Source organism: Mucilaginibacter sp., from assembly GCF_965277465.1.
GTDB lineage: Bacteria > Bacteroidota > Bacteroidia > Sphingobacteriales > Sphingobacteriaceae > Mucilaginibacter.
The window spans coordinates 148,322-162,168 of the sequence record NZ_CBDICW010000001.1; the positions used below are offsets into that span (position 1 = coordinate 148,322).

The following is a 13,847-nucleotide window of genomic DNA, read 5'->3' on the forward strand; positions in this document are numbered from 1 at the left end:
TGATCCGGTTTTAATTAAAGCCGTACTGAAAATCCAAAATCTGAAATAAGATGGCAACCCAGCTTAAAAATTTATCTGATTTTTCAAATACCGAAGTTCCATCAGCCGCTCCCTTTAGCTTTGGGATAGTGGTTGCCGAGTGGAACGCAGAAATTACCAATGCCTTATACCAGGGCGCCTTATCAAGCCTGCTTGAGCATGGTGCTTTAGCCGAAAATATTTATACGTATGCAGTTCCGGGTAGCTTTGAGTTAACTTCGGGGGCCGATCTGCTGCTAAAAACAGGTAAGTTAGATGCCGTAATATGCCTTGGCTGTGTTATACAGGGCGAAACACGCCATTTTGATTTTATTTGTAATGCAGTAGCAAATGGTGTAAGCAATGTTGCCATAAAATACTCAAAACCTGTTATATTTGGTGTATTAACAACCGATAACCAGCAACAGGCTATTGACCGTGCAGGTGGTAAGCATGGAAATAAAGGTGTTGAAGGTGCTGTAACTGCCATAAAAATGGCTTATCTTGCTGCAACATTAAACAACTGATTTTCGTAAAAGGATTAAGTCGGATTAAAAAATGAAGAAAGTAATTTATATAGCTCTTTTAGCTTTGGTGTTAGGCGGCATGTCATCATGCTCAAACAAACTGTGTCCAGCTTACGGCTCCTATCCAAAAAGCGGACGCTAACAGCTAATTGTCATTTTTTTTAAATTGCTTAAAACCGCAACATGTTTTGCGTTGTTTTGTAGTTTATAAGCATTTATCCCTTATAATTATTTTTTATGAATTGGACATCGCTTGAGTCGGCAGATCAAATTAATGCTATCAAAAAGCAGGAAGGCTATAGTTTAATTTTCAAACACAGTACCCGCTGCTCTATCAGTATGATGGTAAAGAAACGTTTTGAGCTGGACTGGGAAAAACTGCCCGACAATTTACCCCTTTACTTTTTAGATCTTATTAAGCACCGCGATATATCTAACCAGGTAGCAACTGAATTTTTTGTTCATCATGAATCGCCGCAGTTACTGATGATAAAGGATGGTGAATGCGTGCTTGATCTTTCGCATGGTGAGGTATCAGTTGATGAAGCCTTATCAGTTTTAAATTAAGATCGAACCAATTACAGGCCGGCATTTAGCTGACCCATACCTTTTAATTTGCATAACATATCACTTTAAGCTATTACTATATAGCAGTATGTTGATAGTTTTTTAACTATTTTTGTACCATGATTGAATTGCCGGTTGTTTCAGCAAGCCAAACACAACGCAAGCCCGACTGGCTGAGAGTAAGACTCCCTGTTGGTAAGGAATATGCGCATGTACGTGGGCTGGTTGACGAACATAAATTACATACGATTTGCGAAAGCGGAAATTGCCCCAATATGGGCGAGTGCTGGGGAGCCGGCACAGCCACCTTTATGATATTGGGTAATATTTGTACACGTTCATGCTCTTTTTGCGCTGTAGCCACCGGCAGGCCATTAGCCGTTGATGTGGACGAGCCTAACCGTGTAGCAAATTCGGTTAAGTTAATGCAGGTTAAACATTGCGTTATTACCTCGGTTGACCGTGATGATTTGAAAGACGGCGGATCAATTATATGGGCCGAAACGATTAATGCCATCCGCAGGGAAAGCCCGGATACTACGCTTGAAACTTTATTGCCCGATTTTAGGGGCGTATGGGAAAATTTAGCACGCGTATTGGAAACCAAGCCCGAAGTTGTATCACACAACCTTGAAACAGTAAGGCGCCTTACTAAAGAAGTACGCATACAGGCCAAATACGACCGGAGCTTAGAATGTTTAAAACATGTATCGCAGGCAGGTGTACGTACAAAATCAGGCATTATGCTTGGGCTTGGCGAAACCGAAGACGATGTTTTAGAGGCAATGGACGATTTACTGGAAGCAGGTGTACATATTTTAACTTTAGGGCAATATTTACAGCCCACCAGAAACCACCACCCGGTAATTGACTGGATACATCCTGATCAATTTGCCAGGTACAAACAATTTGGGTTAGTTAAGGGTTTCAAGTATGTTGAGAGCGGGCCGTTGGTACGTTCTTCTTATCATGCAGAAAAACACCTGTTTGAAATTTGATAATTCCTTTATATCTTCAACCCATTGACCAAAAAACGAAAAATATCGCTATCCGAAGATGAATTAGTGCTTGCACTAAGGAATCGTGAGAAAATTGCTATCGAAGCCTTGTACGATATGTACTCGTCTTCGCTATATGGCGTTATCTCCCGCATCATTATTGATACAGCAATAGCAGAGGATGTGCTACAGGAAACTTTTGTAAAAATATGGCATTCCTTTTCGAGCTACAGCACCGAAAAGGGCCGTTTGTTTACCTGGATGGTTAATATCGCACGCAATCTGTCAATAGATAAAATAAGATCAAAGGATTTTAAGAACCAGAATAAAAACCAGGAGCTTGAAAATAACGTAACTTTCATAGACGAGCAAAGGAACACGGTTTACAAACCTGAGCTGTTAGGCATCAAGGAATTAGTAGAAACCCTGAAGCCGGAACAAAAATCTATCCTTGATCTGGTATACTTTAAAGGGTACACGCATGTGGAAGCCGCCGATGAATTAGGCATTCCGTTGGGTACTATTAAAACCAGGCTAAGAATGGCTATACAGCAGCTTAGAAAACATTTTAATTGAAAGTTGGAAAGTGGAAGATATTAAAGCATATATAGAATCAGGGGTTTTGGAACTTTACGTTCTGGGAGATATTTCCCGGGATGAAAAGTTGCAAGTGGAGGCGATGATTATAAAACATCCGGCTATTAAAGCCGAGGTTGTTGAGATTGAACGGTCGATGGAGTTATATGCCGAAGCAAACGCAGTTGACGCACCAGAACATTTACGCAGCAGGGTATTAAACAGCATACTTACTAACTTAGGCGACGACAATAGTTTCCCGCCAGCAAAAGCTGAACATAAAAATAATGTTATTGCCTTACCGGCACCAAAAGCAAACAGCTTTTACAAATATGCATTTGCAGCATGCCTTGCCTTATTAATAGCAAGCGGTATAGCTTTAATAAATTTATACAATAAGCTGCAGCAGTCTAACACGCAATTGGCGGCTTCGCAGTTAAATAACCAGCATTTTAGTAACAGGGTAAACCTGATGGATAGACAACTGGAGGTTTTCCGCGACCCTTCATTTAAATTCCTTAAATTACAGGGAACCGTACATGCCCCGTCGGCGTTGCTTACTATTGCATGGAGCCCGGCTAAACACAAAGTAATGGTTGATTTAGGCAGTATTAAAATGCCTGTTAACGATAAAGCACACCAGTACCAGCTATGGGCACTTGTAGGCGGCAAACCGGTTGACCTGGGGGTGTTTGATTCAAGTCCTGATTCTACCGAGATGAAGGAGATGAAAAGCATTGCTGCTGTATCAACCGATGCATTTGCTGTAACACTTGAACCACGCGGCGGTAGTGCAACCCCAACAATGGACGAGATGATGGTTTTAGGTAAGTTTTGATAACTACCTACAATTATATTTAATGTAATTATTTATAAGGGTATCAATAATAAAATATTGATACCCTTATTTTTTTATTGCTTATTAAAACAATTTTAAAACCATATTGTTGTTACAGATAATTTTACCCCTGAGAAGACAATTTTTACAGTAGCTTTTGTAACTAAAAGCATATTCCAGACGTCCTATCATTGTAAAAGATTTATTACTTTGATACGGACATAAAATGAAAACAAAAATGATCCGTTATTAAAGCACAACAATTGAGTATTTTGTTCTTTATAAGATCAGTTAATAGTTAAAAACGGATGCATGATACTAACATCCGTTTTTTTTATGCCATTAATTTTGCCATACTAATTGGCAAACGTGCAGCCACCTGGGCAGGCATCACTACATTCATCCGGTTGGGCAGGGCAAGTTCATCACCCGCTTTACCATGTATAAATACACCAATTAAACAAGCTTCTTCAGCCGTATATTTTTGAGCTAACAATGAGGTAATCACCCCGGTAAGTATATCGCCCATGCCGCCTGTTGCCATTGCCGCATTACTTGTTGTATTAAAATACACTTTACCCTGCGGAGAAATGGTTATGGTATAATCGTTTTTAAGGATAATATAAAGCTGGTGCTCTTTTGCTTTTTGAAGCCCCGTTTGGATCCGTTGCCACCAGTTATCATGATCGCCAAAAAGCCTGTCAAACTCTTTCATGTGCGGGGTTAAAATACTGTTTGCAGGCACCGAAGCCCAAAGCTCCTTATTTGTGGCTAATAAATTAAGCGCATCCGCATCAATAACAACCGGCTTTTTATAATTGGTTAAAACATCAGTCAGTAAGGCTAAAGTATCGGCCTGTTTTCCCAAACCGGGCCCTATCCCAATGGCGCTAAAGTTATCATATTCAATTTCGGGCAGCTCATTCCCTTCCCTTACTATTGCCATCAGCTCGGGCATATAGCTATTTAAGGCGGTAAGGCCACTTTGCGGCACACATACGGTGGTTAAGCCACACCCGGCATAAGCACAAGCCGAGGCACTAAGCAAAGCAGCACCCATAGTTTCGGCCTGCCCGGCAACAATCAGCGCATGGCCATAAGTGCCTTTATTACTAAAGTGATGCCGTGGTTTCAGCAGTTTCCGTATATCTTTTTCCTCAACAGCCTGGTAGGCCGAGTTAAGCGACTGTACAAATTTTTCATTTATCCCAATATTTACGGCCTCCCAGCAATTAATATAAGGTGCTGATTCGGGCAGTAAAAAATTGATCTTCGGCTGCTGAAAAGTGATCACCAGGTCGGCTTTCAGTACAATAGCATCTTTTGGCATCTCGCCATCGGTAAAAAAACCGGTAGGCACATCAACGGCAACTACTGTTTTGTGCAAGCCATTAATATAATTAACCAGACGCTTATAGTCGCCATCCAGCGGTTTATTTAAGCCGCTGCCCAATAAGGCATCTATAATAATTGCAGTATCGTCCGCAGTAAAAGAATCACCAGGAAAAATCTCTGTGCACGTAATTCCTGTTTCCTGCACTCTTTTAAGGTTCTGATTAAAATCATCCGTTGCCTTATTACTGAAGCGGGCAATTTTAATATGCAGAGCCTTGTAATCATGATCGCACAGCATTCTTGCTATGGCCAGCCCGTCGCCGCCATTATTACCAGTACCACAATAAACGCTTATGGCTTTCTTTTTATCCGGAAAATGGTTTACAAACCAGCCCACAAAAGCTTTGGAGGCCCGCTCCATTAAATCAATTGATGTAATGGGTTCATGCGCTATGGTATAAGCATCAGCTTCACGGATCTGGGCAGCAATTAACAGTGGTAACATATACCTTAAAGGTACAATTGTTTGTTTTTGTTTGGATTATTATAATGATGCATCCAATTAATAATTAACAAGGATTTAAGATTTAACTATTGCCCTTTAATTAAACCCGAACCAATGTAAAATGAAATATTTTCATAATAAGCAATTAAAATCACAACAATCAATTTTAAATTCCCGTAAAACCCTGAGGTTAAAACAGTTTGATTTTTAAATCGTGTTTGAATGAAAAAGATATATCTCGAATTTTTCAGGGGGGGGTCGTCTATATTTATATTGGGCTGGCACCTGGTTTTTTTAGCACCTACCGGTCATGCAACAAAATTTACAGGTTATTGGGGTACAGATGCATTAATGATGTTCTTCATGCTATCTGGTTTAGTGATCAACTTAACCGAAACCAATAAGCCAAAATCAACCAAAGCATTTTTAATTAACCGCTTTATCCGCATATATCCCTTGTTTGTTATAGGCATGCTGCTGGCATTTTTAGCTTTATATATTACCAATACGGCATTCCCATCGCTAACCGTTATCATCGGGAACTTTTTACTGGTGAGCACCATGAAAGATTATATGGGTTATATTGTACCCAGTATTGAAAGCAATCTGGCGGTATGGTCGCTCTCTTTCGAAGTTGCTTTTTATGTGCTGTTTGCCTTTACAATCGGCCGCAATCAAAAAAAGGCGGTATTGTACTGGTTTATTATAGCTCTGCTTGCCATCCCCTGTTACTTTTTAAAGGTTCAGCACGATGTATTTTATCATTTGATAGCCGTGTTTGCATTTTCGTCCATCTGGCTGGTAGGTTATTATATTTATGAATACCGTAATTTATTTTATGCCGATAAATACGTTGCCCTTTTCGGGCTGGGCGTGCTCCCTCTTATTTCGCGGATGCACTTTACCTGGAATTTTTACGACCCGTTTAAATACTTTATCCTGTCGCTTTTTGCTGTCCCGTTTTTCAGATATTGTTTACAGTTACCGCCCGCAGGTAAAAAAATCAAGCTTATTTATTTGATAGTACCGCATATTATTATTGTATATGCTGCATTAACTATCAGGTACCTGCCGCTGGCAAATGCTTTGGCATATAGCACCCTACCTTACGTTTATATGGGTATTGGCTATTTGGTAAATGTGCTTAATATTAAAACTGCTGTATTAAATATGGTAAACAAAGTAGGTACAGTTACCGGCAAATATTCATACGCATTATACATTACGCATTTTCCGCTGGTGTTTCTGTTTTCAAAACTGTTCCATAATTTATGGGCATATGTGTTTTTGAGCTTACCGGTAATAGCATTTACCGCTTATAGCCTTGAAACCTGGCTGCAACCAGCAATAGTGAATTACTTTAAGAAAAAAAGGAAACAAAACTTACCCCAGGAACCACCGTTAAATATACCCAACGCAACTACTGCCGAAACTTATAAAACAGGTGAGGTTGACATTCATACAGCCCTGTAAGTTTTTGAGATTGAGTTTATTTTTTACCGAATGCCATAAATCTCAGGCTTATTTTATGTTCATTTCCTTTTTCAGAAATTGCCCGGTAAAGCTTTCCTTAACCTTGCACAAACCCTCAGGGGTACCGCTGAAAAGGATCTTCCCACCGCCTGACCCACCCTCAGGGCCCAGATCAATCACATGGTCAACCACCTTAATAACATCAAGGTTATGCTCAATTACCAAAACAGTATTGCCTTTATCAACCAATTGGTTCAACACGCCTAACAATACATTTATATCTTCAAAATGCAGCCCGGTTGTAGGCTCATCCAATATATAAAAAGTATTACCGGTATCTTTTTTTGAAAGCTCGGTTGCTAACTTAACACGCTGCGCCTCGCCACCCGAAAGTGTGGTTGACGACTGGCCCAGGGTAATATAACCCAAACCAACATCAAACAAGGTTTTAACCTTGCGGTAAATGGCCGGGATATGCTCAAAAAATGGCGTAGCATCTTCAATACTCATATCCAGCACATCGCTGATCGATTTTCCGCGGTAACGAACCTCTAATGTTTCGCGGTTATATCTTCTGCCGCCGCATTCTTCGCAAGGAACCTGTACATCGGGTAAAAAGTTCATTTCTATTACCTTCATACCTGCACCCTGGCAGGTTTCGCAACGGCCGCCCTTCACATTAAATGAAAAACGCCCCGGTTTATAACCCCTGATCCTTGATTCAGGCAATTGCACGTAAAGGTTACGGATATCTGAGAAAACGCCGGTATAAGTTGCCGGATTTGAGCGTGGTGTACGGCCAATAGGTGTCTGGTCTATTTCAATCACCTTGTCAATATGCTCCAGGCCCTCAATTTTTTCGTAAGCCAGCGGGTGCTTCTTCGCCCTAAAAAAGTGGTGGTTTAGTATTGGATAAAGCGTTTCGGTAATTAGGCTTGATTTACCACTACCCGATACGCCGGTTATGCCTATCAGTTTACCTAAAGGGAAATCAACCGATACCTTTTTAAGGTTATGGCCGGTAGCTTTTTTAAGGCTCAGCGTATTACCGTTACCCTCCCGTCTTTTTTCGGGGATAGCAATTTCGCGCTCACCATTAATATAGCTGGTGGTAAGTGTGTGCGCCTTCATTAATTCGGCAGGCGTTCCCTGCGCAACAATCTGGCCGCCGTGCACACCTGCTGCAGGGCCCATGTCAATAACATGGTCGGCATGCAATATCATATCCTTATCGTGCTCAACAACCAATACGGTATTGCCTAAATCGCGCAGATTTTTTAAAGCGTTGATCAAACGTTCATTATCACGCTGGTGCAAACCGATGCTTGGTTCATCCAAAATGTACATTACATTCATTAACTGCGAGCCTATCTGGGTTGCCAGCCTGATACGCTGCGCCTCGCCGCCTGATAAGGTTTTTGCTGTACGGTCGAGCGTTAAATAACTTAAGCCTACATCCAACAGGAAAACTATCCGCGCACGAATCTCTTTTAATATTTCTTTTGCAATAACATTCTGGCGGTCGGTTAAACGGTCTTCCAGGTTAGCAAACCACTCCTGCAGGTTACGAATATCCATACAGGCCAGTTCAAATATATTTTTACCGTCTACCTTAAAATGCAGCGATTCTTTTTTAAGCCTTGCGCCATCACAAACAGGGCAGGTTTTCAGTACACGGTAATTCTCCATGTCGTCCATACCTTCATCTCCGCGGCGTTCCTGCTGCTCTTCCAGCATCCTGATGATGCCATCAAAACTGATCTGATAGCTTTGCACGTTCCATTTATTATACTCAACGGCAACGGTTATCATCTCAGGCGATCCGTTAAGGATAATATCTAAATGATCCCTTGAAAGTTTCTCGATAGGAACCGAAAGCGAAAACTCATACTTTTTAGCTAATGCTTTTAATACCTGGAAGATCCAGGTTTCGCGGTACTCGCCGATAGGCGCAAGTCCGCCATTTAAAATACTTAGTTTTGGGTTGGGGATAACCGATGCTTCATCAACTTCAAAAATATAACCCAGTCCGTTACATTTATCACAGGCACCATAAGGCGAGTTAAATGAAAATGTATTAGGTTGCGGCTCATCATAAGAAATACCTGAAATAGGATCCATCAGGTACTTGCTGTAATAAGCAACATTATTATCCTTATCAGCAATACGGATAATCCCCTTTGCAATTTTCAATGCCGACTGGATAGAGGTATATAAGCGCTTACTATCGTTTTCGCCTACTACAAGCCTGTCAACAACAATATCAATATCGTGAATTTTATACCTGTCTACCTGCATTTTAGGTTCAACATCGGCTATGGCGCCGTCTATCCAAACCTTCAGGTAACCCTGCTTGCGGATTTGCTCAAAAAGCTCGCGGTAATGACCCTTGCGCGCTTTTACAACAGGGGCCAAAATGTTTACAGGCTCGCCATTAAATTTATCGCTGATGGTTTTCAGAATCTGATCTTCAGACATGCGCTCCATCTTTTCGCCGCTTACATAAGAGTAAGCCTCGCCTGTGCGGGCAAAAAGCAAACGCATAAAATCATAGATCTCGGTAATGGTACCTACGGTTGAGCGCGGGTTTTTGCTGGTGGTTTTTTGCTCAATGGCAATAACCGGGCTAAGGCCTGATACCTTATCCACATCGGGCCGTTCCATACCGCCCATAAACTGGCGCGAGTAGGCCGAAAATGTTTCCATATAACGGCGCTGCCCTTCGGCATAAATGGTATCAAAGGCTAATGATGATTTGCCGCTGCCGCTTAACCCGGTAATTACTACCAGCTGGTTACGCGGAAAAGAAACATCAATATTTTTTAAATTATGTACCCTGGCTCCATACACTTCAACTTCGTTTTGCTCGCCCAGGTCAATAGATTTTGTAATCATGCAGAATTTATCTTTCAGTTAAATAAGCAGCCGGCTGAATTTTGGCTGATTGCACTTCAAACATTTCACAGTTTTTAAGTACGATCAACTATATACACATAATCAACTCAATCAACTTATTATGCTACAAATATACGCAAAAAAAGGCCGATCTTCCAGCTGGGAAGATCGGCTTCAGGGTGCTCCGTAATATAAATTTACTTTGTGATGGGATTAAATCCTATCCTTAGTTTGCTGCCAGCAGCTCGGGTGAGGCTGGGTTAAAATATCTTACTTTATAATAATCATAGCCATATTTTTGCGGATGGCTTATAATTGCCTTCATGGCAATCAGGTTATAAACGTATGCGCCGGTTTCGCGGTTTAAATGCATACGGAAATAATTGTCTTCATTTTGCCTGTTAATGGCTTTTTCAAGTTTTATAGAACCGTTATTGTAGGCCGCAGCCGCCAAAGTCCAGCTATTAAACTCGCCATAAAGTTCCTTGATGTACTTGCAGGCAGCAATGGTAGATTTCCGAACGTTTAAACGCTCATCAATTCCATTCCGTACCCTTAAACCATAAGTGCGTGCAGTGCCTGGCATAAATTGCCATAAACCCTTTGCGCCTTTTATGGATGTACCTTCGCACAAACCCGATTCAACAAGGGGAATGTATTTGAAATCGTCAGGAATACCGTAGGCTTTTAAAATAGGCTCAATTATCGGGAACAATTTATCTGCTTTGCTTTGCAAAATAGTTGATTGTACATGCCGGTAATTGTGTTTAAGAAGCGAGCGCTTCAGCCTTAAATTTACACTTGCATCATTAACAGGTAAAGCTTCATTAGCGAAGCTATAATCATTTGCACCATCAGTATTTTTAAATACAAATTTCGAGATGCCAGGGCTTAATTTTGTCGTTTTTGCAACGATTGGTACAGACGTTGTACCATAAATATTAAACCCTGAAATGATAACCAGAAGCATTATTACGGAGCACGTAATTAAGTGTCTCTTAGTCATTTCTTTTTTATCCATAAATTGTACATTTGGTAGAATGCGCTGCAAAGGTACGCTATACGGGGCACATTATCAAATACTTAGCTTTTTCCGACTTTTTCAAAGCCCAGTTTTTGGTTCAAAAACTGCCTTTAAAACGTTTAAACCAAGATTTTGCAACATGTAAAAAAAATTATAATTATCGGCCAAAAAACGCTAACTTTGACCCTCACGCTGCGAAAGCGCAAACAAAAACAATATGGCATTTAATAGACCAGGGAACAGTCGCGACGACAAATCCGGCAGATCATCAAACAGGGCTCCCAAAGCCGGTGACAGGCCAAAAAGATCAACCTCAACAAGAGGAAATTCTACATCAGGTTCTGATCAAACCAAAAGCAGCAGACCATCAAAAAAATATAACAGTGAAGGCCCCGGCGAAAAGAAGTCGTATTCGGCATCTGACAGCAAATACAGAGGCAAGCCAAATGATGGTGGCGATAAATCGGCGAGCAGCTTTAGCAGCAGTGCCGGAGAAAAAAAATCATTCAAACCAAAAGGAAGACCATATACCGGTAGAACAACCGATAATGATGCCCCAAAAAGAAGTTTTGGCGGCGAAGGAAAAAGCAGACCTTATACCGGAAGAATAGCTGATAACGATGAAAGACCAGCAAAAAGCTTTGGCGGCGAACGTACCGGTGATAAAAAACCATTTTCTTCACGCGGTAAATCAGCAGCAGGATCATTTGGATCTGAAGACAGGCCGAAAAGAAGTTTTGGTGGTGATAAAACAGGCGACAAGAAACCCTTTTCATCACGTGCTAAATCAACAGGCTCATTTAATGCTGACGATAAACCTAAAAGAAGCTTTGGTGGCGAAAGACCAGGCGAAAATAAATTTTCGCGCCCGGCATCAGCCGGCGGATTCAAAAAAACCGGAGGCGATAAACCATACGGTGCCGATAGGCCGCAACGCTCAAAACCAACTTACGATAAAATAACTCCTGATCTGGATGCCCCGGCAAAAACTTTAAGGAGCCGCAAAAAAGGCCCTGAAACTAAAGATTCAGGGTTAATAAGACTTAACCGTTATATCTCTAACGCAGGCATCTGCTCACGCCGTAAGGCCGACGAGCTGATCATAGCCGGTGTGGTGTCAGTAAACGGTGTAGTTATATCTGAATTAGGCCACAAGGTTGATCCGCAGAAAGATGAGATTCGTTACAACGGTGAAACTTTAAGGCGCGAAAAAATGGTTTATGTATTATTAAATAAACCAAAGGACTATATTACAACTACTGAAGACCCACAGGAACGACGTACCGTTATGCACCTGGTTGAAAAAGCCAGCAAAGAACGTATTTATCCTGTAGGGCGATTAGACAGAAACACCACCGGTTTATTATTAATGACAAACGATGGTGATTTAGCTGATAAGCTTTCGCACCCGCGTAACAGCATTGTTAGCAAATTATACCAGGTAGAGCTAAACAAAAGCTTAACCCAGGGCGATTTAAATAAAATAAGTTACGGTATTGAGCTGGAAGACGGTTTAATAAAACCCGATTCAGTATCGTACGTAGCAGGTGGTACAAAAAGAGAAGTAGGGATACAAATACATAGCGGTAAAAACCGTGTTGTACGCCGTATATTTGAAAGCTTAGGCTACGAAGTAGTAAAGCTTGACCGTTCGGTATATGCCAACCTTAACAAAAAAGATCTGCCACGCGGTCGCTGGCGATTTTTAGAAGAAAAGGAAGTGATACAGTTAAAACACCTGATAAAAGGATAATATATATAACAAAAGGGCAAAGGTTTAATCATCTTTGCCCTTTTCTGTTTAAAGCAACTTACAAATCCACACTGCCATTGCTTTAGGGCCTTACCTTAAAAACCCTTTTGGCTTTCGGCTTCAATTACTATCTTGCAGGCAATTACCAATTCACCTCATAATGAAAAAATTCCTGCTGATAATTTCGATGCTTTTTCCTGTGCTTATTTATGCCCAGCATAAAAAAACAGGCCCATACACTTTCGATCTGCTTATAGGCACTTATACCAAGGGCAAAAGCAAGGGTATTTATGTATATCGCTTTTATGCCGAATCGGGCCGCTTAGCTTATCTGAATGAAATTGATGGCGTTGATAATCCATCTTACCTAACTGTATCAAACAATAACAAGTTTGTTTATGCGGTAAATGAAATTGGCAAAAACGGCGAAGTAAGCGCTTTTAAATTCGATGCCAAACAAGGCAAACTTGAGTTTATTAACAAGCAGCAGTCAAAAGGTGCCGACCCATGTTACATAGCTGTTGATAAAGCACAAAAAAATGCATTCGTAGCTAACTACAGCAGTGGCAGCCTTACTGTTTTACCTATTAATGCCGATGGCTCATTAAGCCCGGTATCGCAGGTATTGCAGGATGAGGGTCATGGTGTAAATGCCGAAAGACAGGAAGGCCCGCATGTACATACCGGTGTGTTATCGCCCGATGAAAAATATTTATTGTATACTGATTTAGGTACCGATAAAGTAAATATTGAACGTTATAAAGCCTCAAAGCCACAACCGTTAAGCCCTGCATCGCCTGCATTTGTAAGTGTTAAAGCCGGCAATGGCCCGCGCCACCTTGTTTTTGGCAATGATAAGAAACACGTATACCTGGTAACAGAAATGGGATCGAACGTAACTGTGTTTGATTACGATGGCGGTAAGCTGAAAGAAAAACAATCCATCACCTTACTAAAACCGCATTTTGCAGGTAAAACTGCAGGTGCTGCTATCAAGATCTCGCCTGATGGTAAGTTCCTTTACGCATCAAACCGTTTAGAAACCAACGAACTTACCGTGTATGCCATAAACGAAGAAAGTGGTGAATTAACGCAGGTGCAGCAGGTATCAACCTTTGGTAAAAATCCACGCGATTTTGCAATTGACCCTACCGGGAGTTTCCTTGTAGTTGCCAACCAGGATAGCGATACCATTTATGTATATAAAATTGACAAGGCCACCGGTAAAATAGGCAAGATAGGTACCACGCTTGAAGTTGGTAATCCTGTTTGTTTGAAATTTACACCTGCCGAGTAAAAAAATATAAAGCAAAAAGAAAAGCGTAAAGGATCGATCCT

11 protein-coding genes are annotated in these 13,847 nt (G+C 41.1%); 8 read left to right on the forward strand and 3 right to left on the reverse strand.

Going from position 1 to position 13,847, the window contains the following annotated elements; translation table 11 throughout:
- Nucleotides 1-50: 50 nt before the first annotated feature.
- The 5 genes from ribH (at nucleotide 51) to ACQY4U_RS00625 (ending at nucleotide 3,524) form a co-directional block, all read left to right on the forward strand.
- On the forward strand, nucleotides 51-545 hold the full coding sequence (gene ribH / locus ACQY4U_RS00605; protein WP_428327416.1) for a 6,7-dimethyl-8-ribityllumazine synthase: 495 nt from the start codon (nucleotides 51-53) through the stop codon (nucleotides 543-545).
- 237 nt (nucleotides 546-782) lie between these two features.
- Nucleotides 783-1,112 (forward strand): bacillithiol system redox-active protein YtxJ, encoded by a 330-nt coding sequence (ytxJ, locus tag ACQY4U_RS00610; protein ID WP_428327417.1) that lies wholly within the window; start codon nucleotides 783-785, stop codon nucleotides 1,110-1,112.
- A 119-nt stretch (nucleotides 1,113-1,231) separates the two neighbouring features.
- Entirely contained in the window at nucleotides 1,232-2,110 is an 879-nt protein-coding gene (lipA, locus tag ACQY4U_RS00615) for a lipoyl synthase (RefSeq protein WP_428327418.1), read from the forward strand.
- A gap of 24 nt (nucleotides 2,111-2,134) precedes the next feature.
- The gene (locus ACQY4U_RS00620) at nucleotides 2,135-2,686 is read left to right on the forward strand and encodes an RNA polymerase sigma factor (protein WP_428327419.1); all 552 of its coding nucleotides are present in this window, start codon (nucleotides 2,135-2,137) and stop codon (nucleotides 2,684-2,686) included.
- Nucleotides 2,687-2,696: 10 nt separating this feature from the next.
- Complete coding sequence (locus ACQY4U_RS00625; protein ID WP_428327420.1) at nucleotides 2,697-3,524, forward strand: anti-sigma factor; 828 nt, start codon at nucleotides 2,697-2,699, stop codon at nucleotides 3,522-3,524.
- Between the two features lie 334 nt (nucleotides 3,525-3,858).
- Here the strand turns inward: ACQY4U_RS00625 and ACQY4U_RS00630 are convergent, their stop codons facing one another.
- A complete protein-coding gene (locus ACQY4U_RS00630; protein WP_428327421.1) occupies nucleotides 3,859-5,364 on the reverse strand; it encodes an NAD(P)H-hydrate dehydratase in 1,506 nt (501 codons plus the stop codon).
- Between the two features lie 222 nt (nucleotides 5,365-5,586).
- Here ACQY4U_RS00630 and ACQY4U_RS00635 point away from each other — a divergent pair, with 222 nt between their 5' ends.
- The gene (locus ACQY4U_RS00635) at nucleotides 5,587-6,837 is read left to right on the forward strand and encodes an acyltransferase family protein (RefSeq protein ID WP_428327422.1); all 1,251 of its coding nucleotides are present in this window, start codon (nucleotides 5,587-5,589) and stop codon (nucleotides 6,835-6,837) included.
- Nucleotides 6,838-6,885: 48 nt separating this feature from the next.
- Here the strand turns inward: ACQY4U_RS00635 and uvrA are convergent, their stop codons facing one another.
- Together uvrA and ACQY4U_RS00645 are read right to left on the reverse strand one after the other, a co-directional pair.
- Complete coding sequence (uvrA, locus tag ACQY4U_RS00640; RefSeq protein ID WP_428327423.1) at nucleotides 6,886-9,732, reverse strand: excinuclease ABC subunit UvrA; 2,847 nt, start codon at nucleotides 9,730-9,732, stop codon at nucleotides 6,886-6,888.
- Nucleotides 9,733-9,958: 226 nt separating this feature from the next.
- Nucleotides 9,959-10,702, reverse strand: a complete 744-nt coding sequence (locus ACQY4U_RS00645) for a lytic transglycosylase domain-containing protein (RefSeq protein ID WP_428327424.1) — start codon at nucleotides 10,700-10,702, stop codon at nucleotides 9,959-9,961.
- A 271-nt stretch (nucleotides 10,703-10,973) separates the two neighbouring features.
- Here ACQY4U_RS00645 and ACQY4U_RS00650 point away from each other — a divergent pair, with 271 nt between their 5' ends.
- Together ACQY4U_RS00650 and ACQY4U_RS00655 are read left to right on the forward strand one after the other, a co-directional pair.
- Nucleotides 10,974-12,509 carry a pseudouridine synthase gene (locus tag ACQY4U_RS00650; protein ID WP_428327425.1) on the forward strand — a complete coding sequence of 512 codons (1,536 nt, stop codon included), beginning with the start codon at nucleotides 10,974-10,976 and terminating at the stop codon, nucleotides 12,507-12,509.
- A 160-nt stretch (nucleotides 12,510-12,669) separates the two neighbouring features.
- Entirely contained in the window at nucleotides 12,670-13,806 is a 1,137-nt protein-coding gene (locus tag ACQY4U_RS00655) for a lactonase family protein (RefSeq protein ID WP_428327426.1), read from the forward strand.
- Nucleotides 13,807-13,847: the final 41 nt, after the last annotated feature.

What these genes read in the sequence shown, in the direction of transcription:
- ACQY4U_RS00650 (WP_428327425.1), top strand. Translation starts at nt 10,974, where the DNA reads ATGGCATTTAATAGACCAGGGAACAGTCGCGACGACAAATCCGGCAGA.
- ribH (WP_428327416.1), top strand. Translation starts at nt 51, where the DNA reads ATGGCAACCCAGCTTAAAAATTTATCTGATTTTTCAAATACCGAAGTT.
- uvrA (WP_428327423.1), bottom strand. Translation starts at nt 9,732, where the DNA reads ATGATTACAAAATCTATTGACCTGGGCGAGCAAAACGAAGTTGAAGTG.
- ytxJ (WP_428327417.1), top strand. Translation starts at nt 783, where the DNA reads ATGAATTGGACATCGCTTGAGTCGGCAGATCAAATTAATGCTATCAAA.
- lipA (WP_428327418.1), top strand. Translation starts at nt 1,232, where the DNA reads ATGATTGAATTGCCGGTTGTTTCAGCAAGCCAAACACAACGCAAGCCC.
- ACQY4U_RS00635 (WP_428327422.1), top strand. Translation starts at nt 5,587, where the DNA reads ATGAAAAAGATATATCTCGAATTTTTCAGGGGGGGGTCGTCTATATTT.
- ACQY4U_RS00655 (WP_428327426.1), top strand. Translation starts at nt 12,670, where the DNA reads ATGAAAAAATTCCTGCTGATAATTTCGATGCTTTTTCCTGTGCTTATT.
- ACQY4U_RS00630 (WP_428327421.1), bottom strand. Translation starts at nt 5,364, where the DNA reads ATGTTACCACTGTTAATTGCTGCCCAGATCCGTGAAGCTGATGCTTAT.
- ACQY4U_RS00645 (WP_428327424.1), bottom strand. Translation starts at nt 10,702, where the DNA reads ATGCTTCTGGTTATCATTTCAGGGTTTAATATTTATGGTACAACGTCT.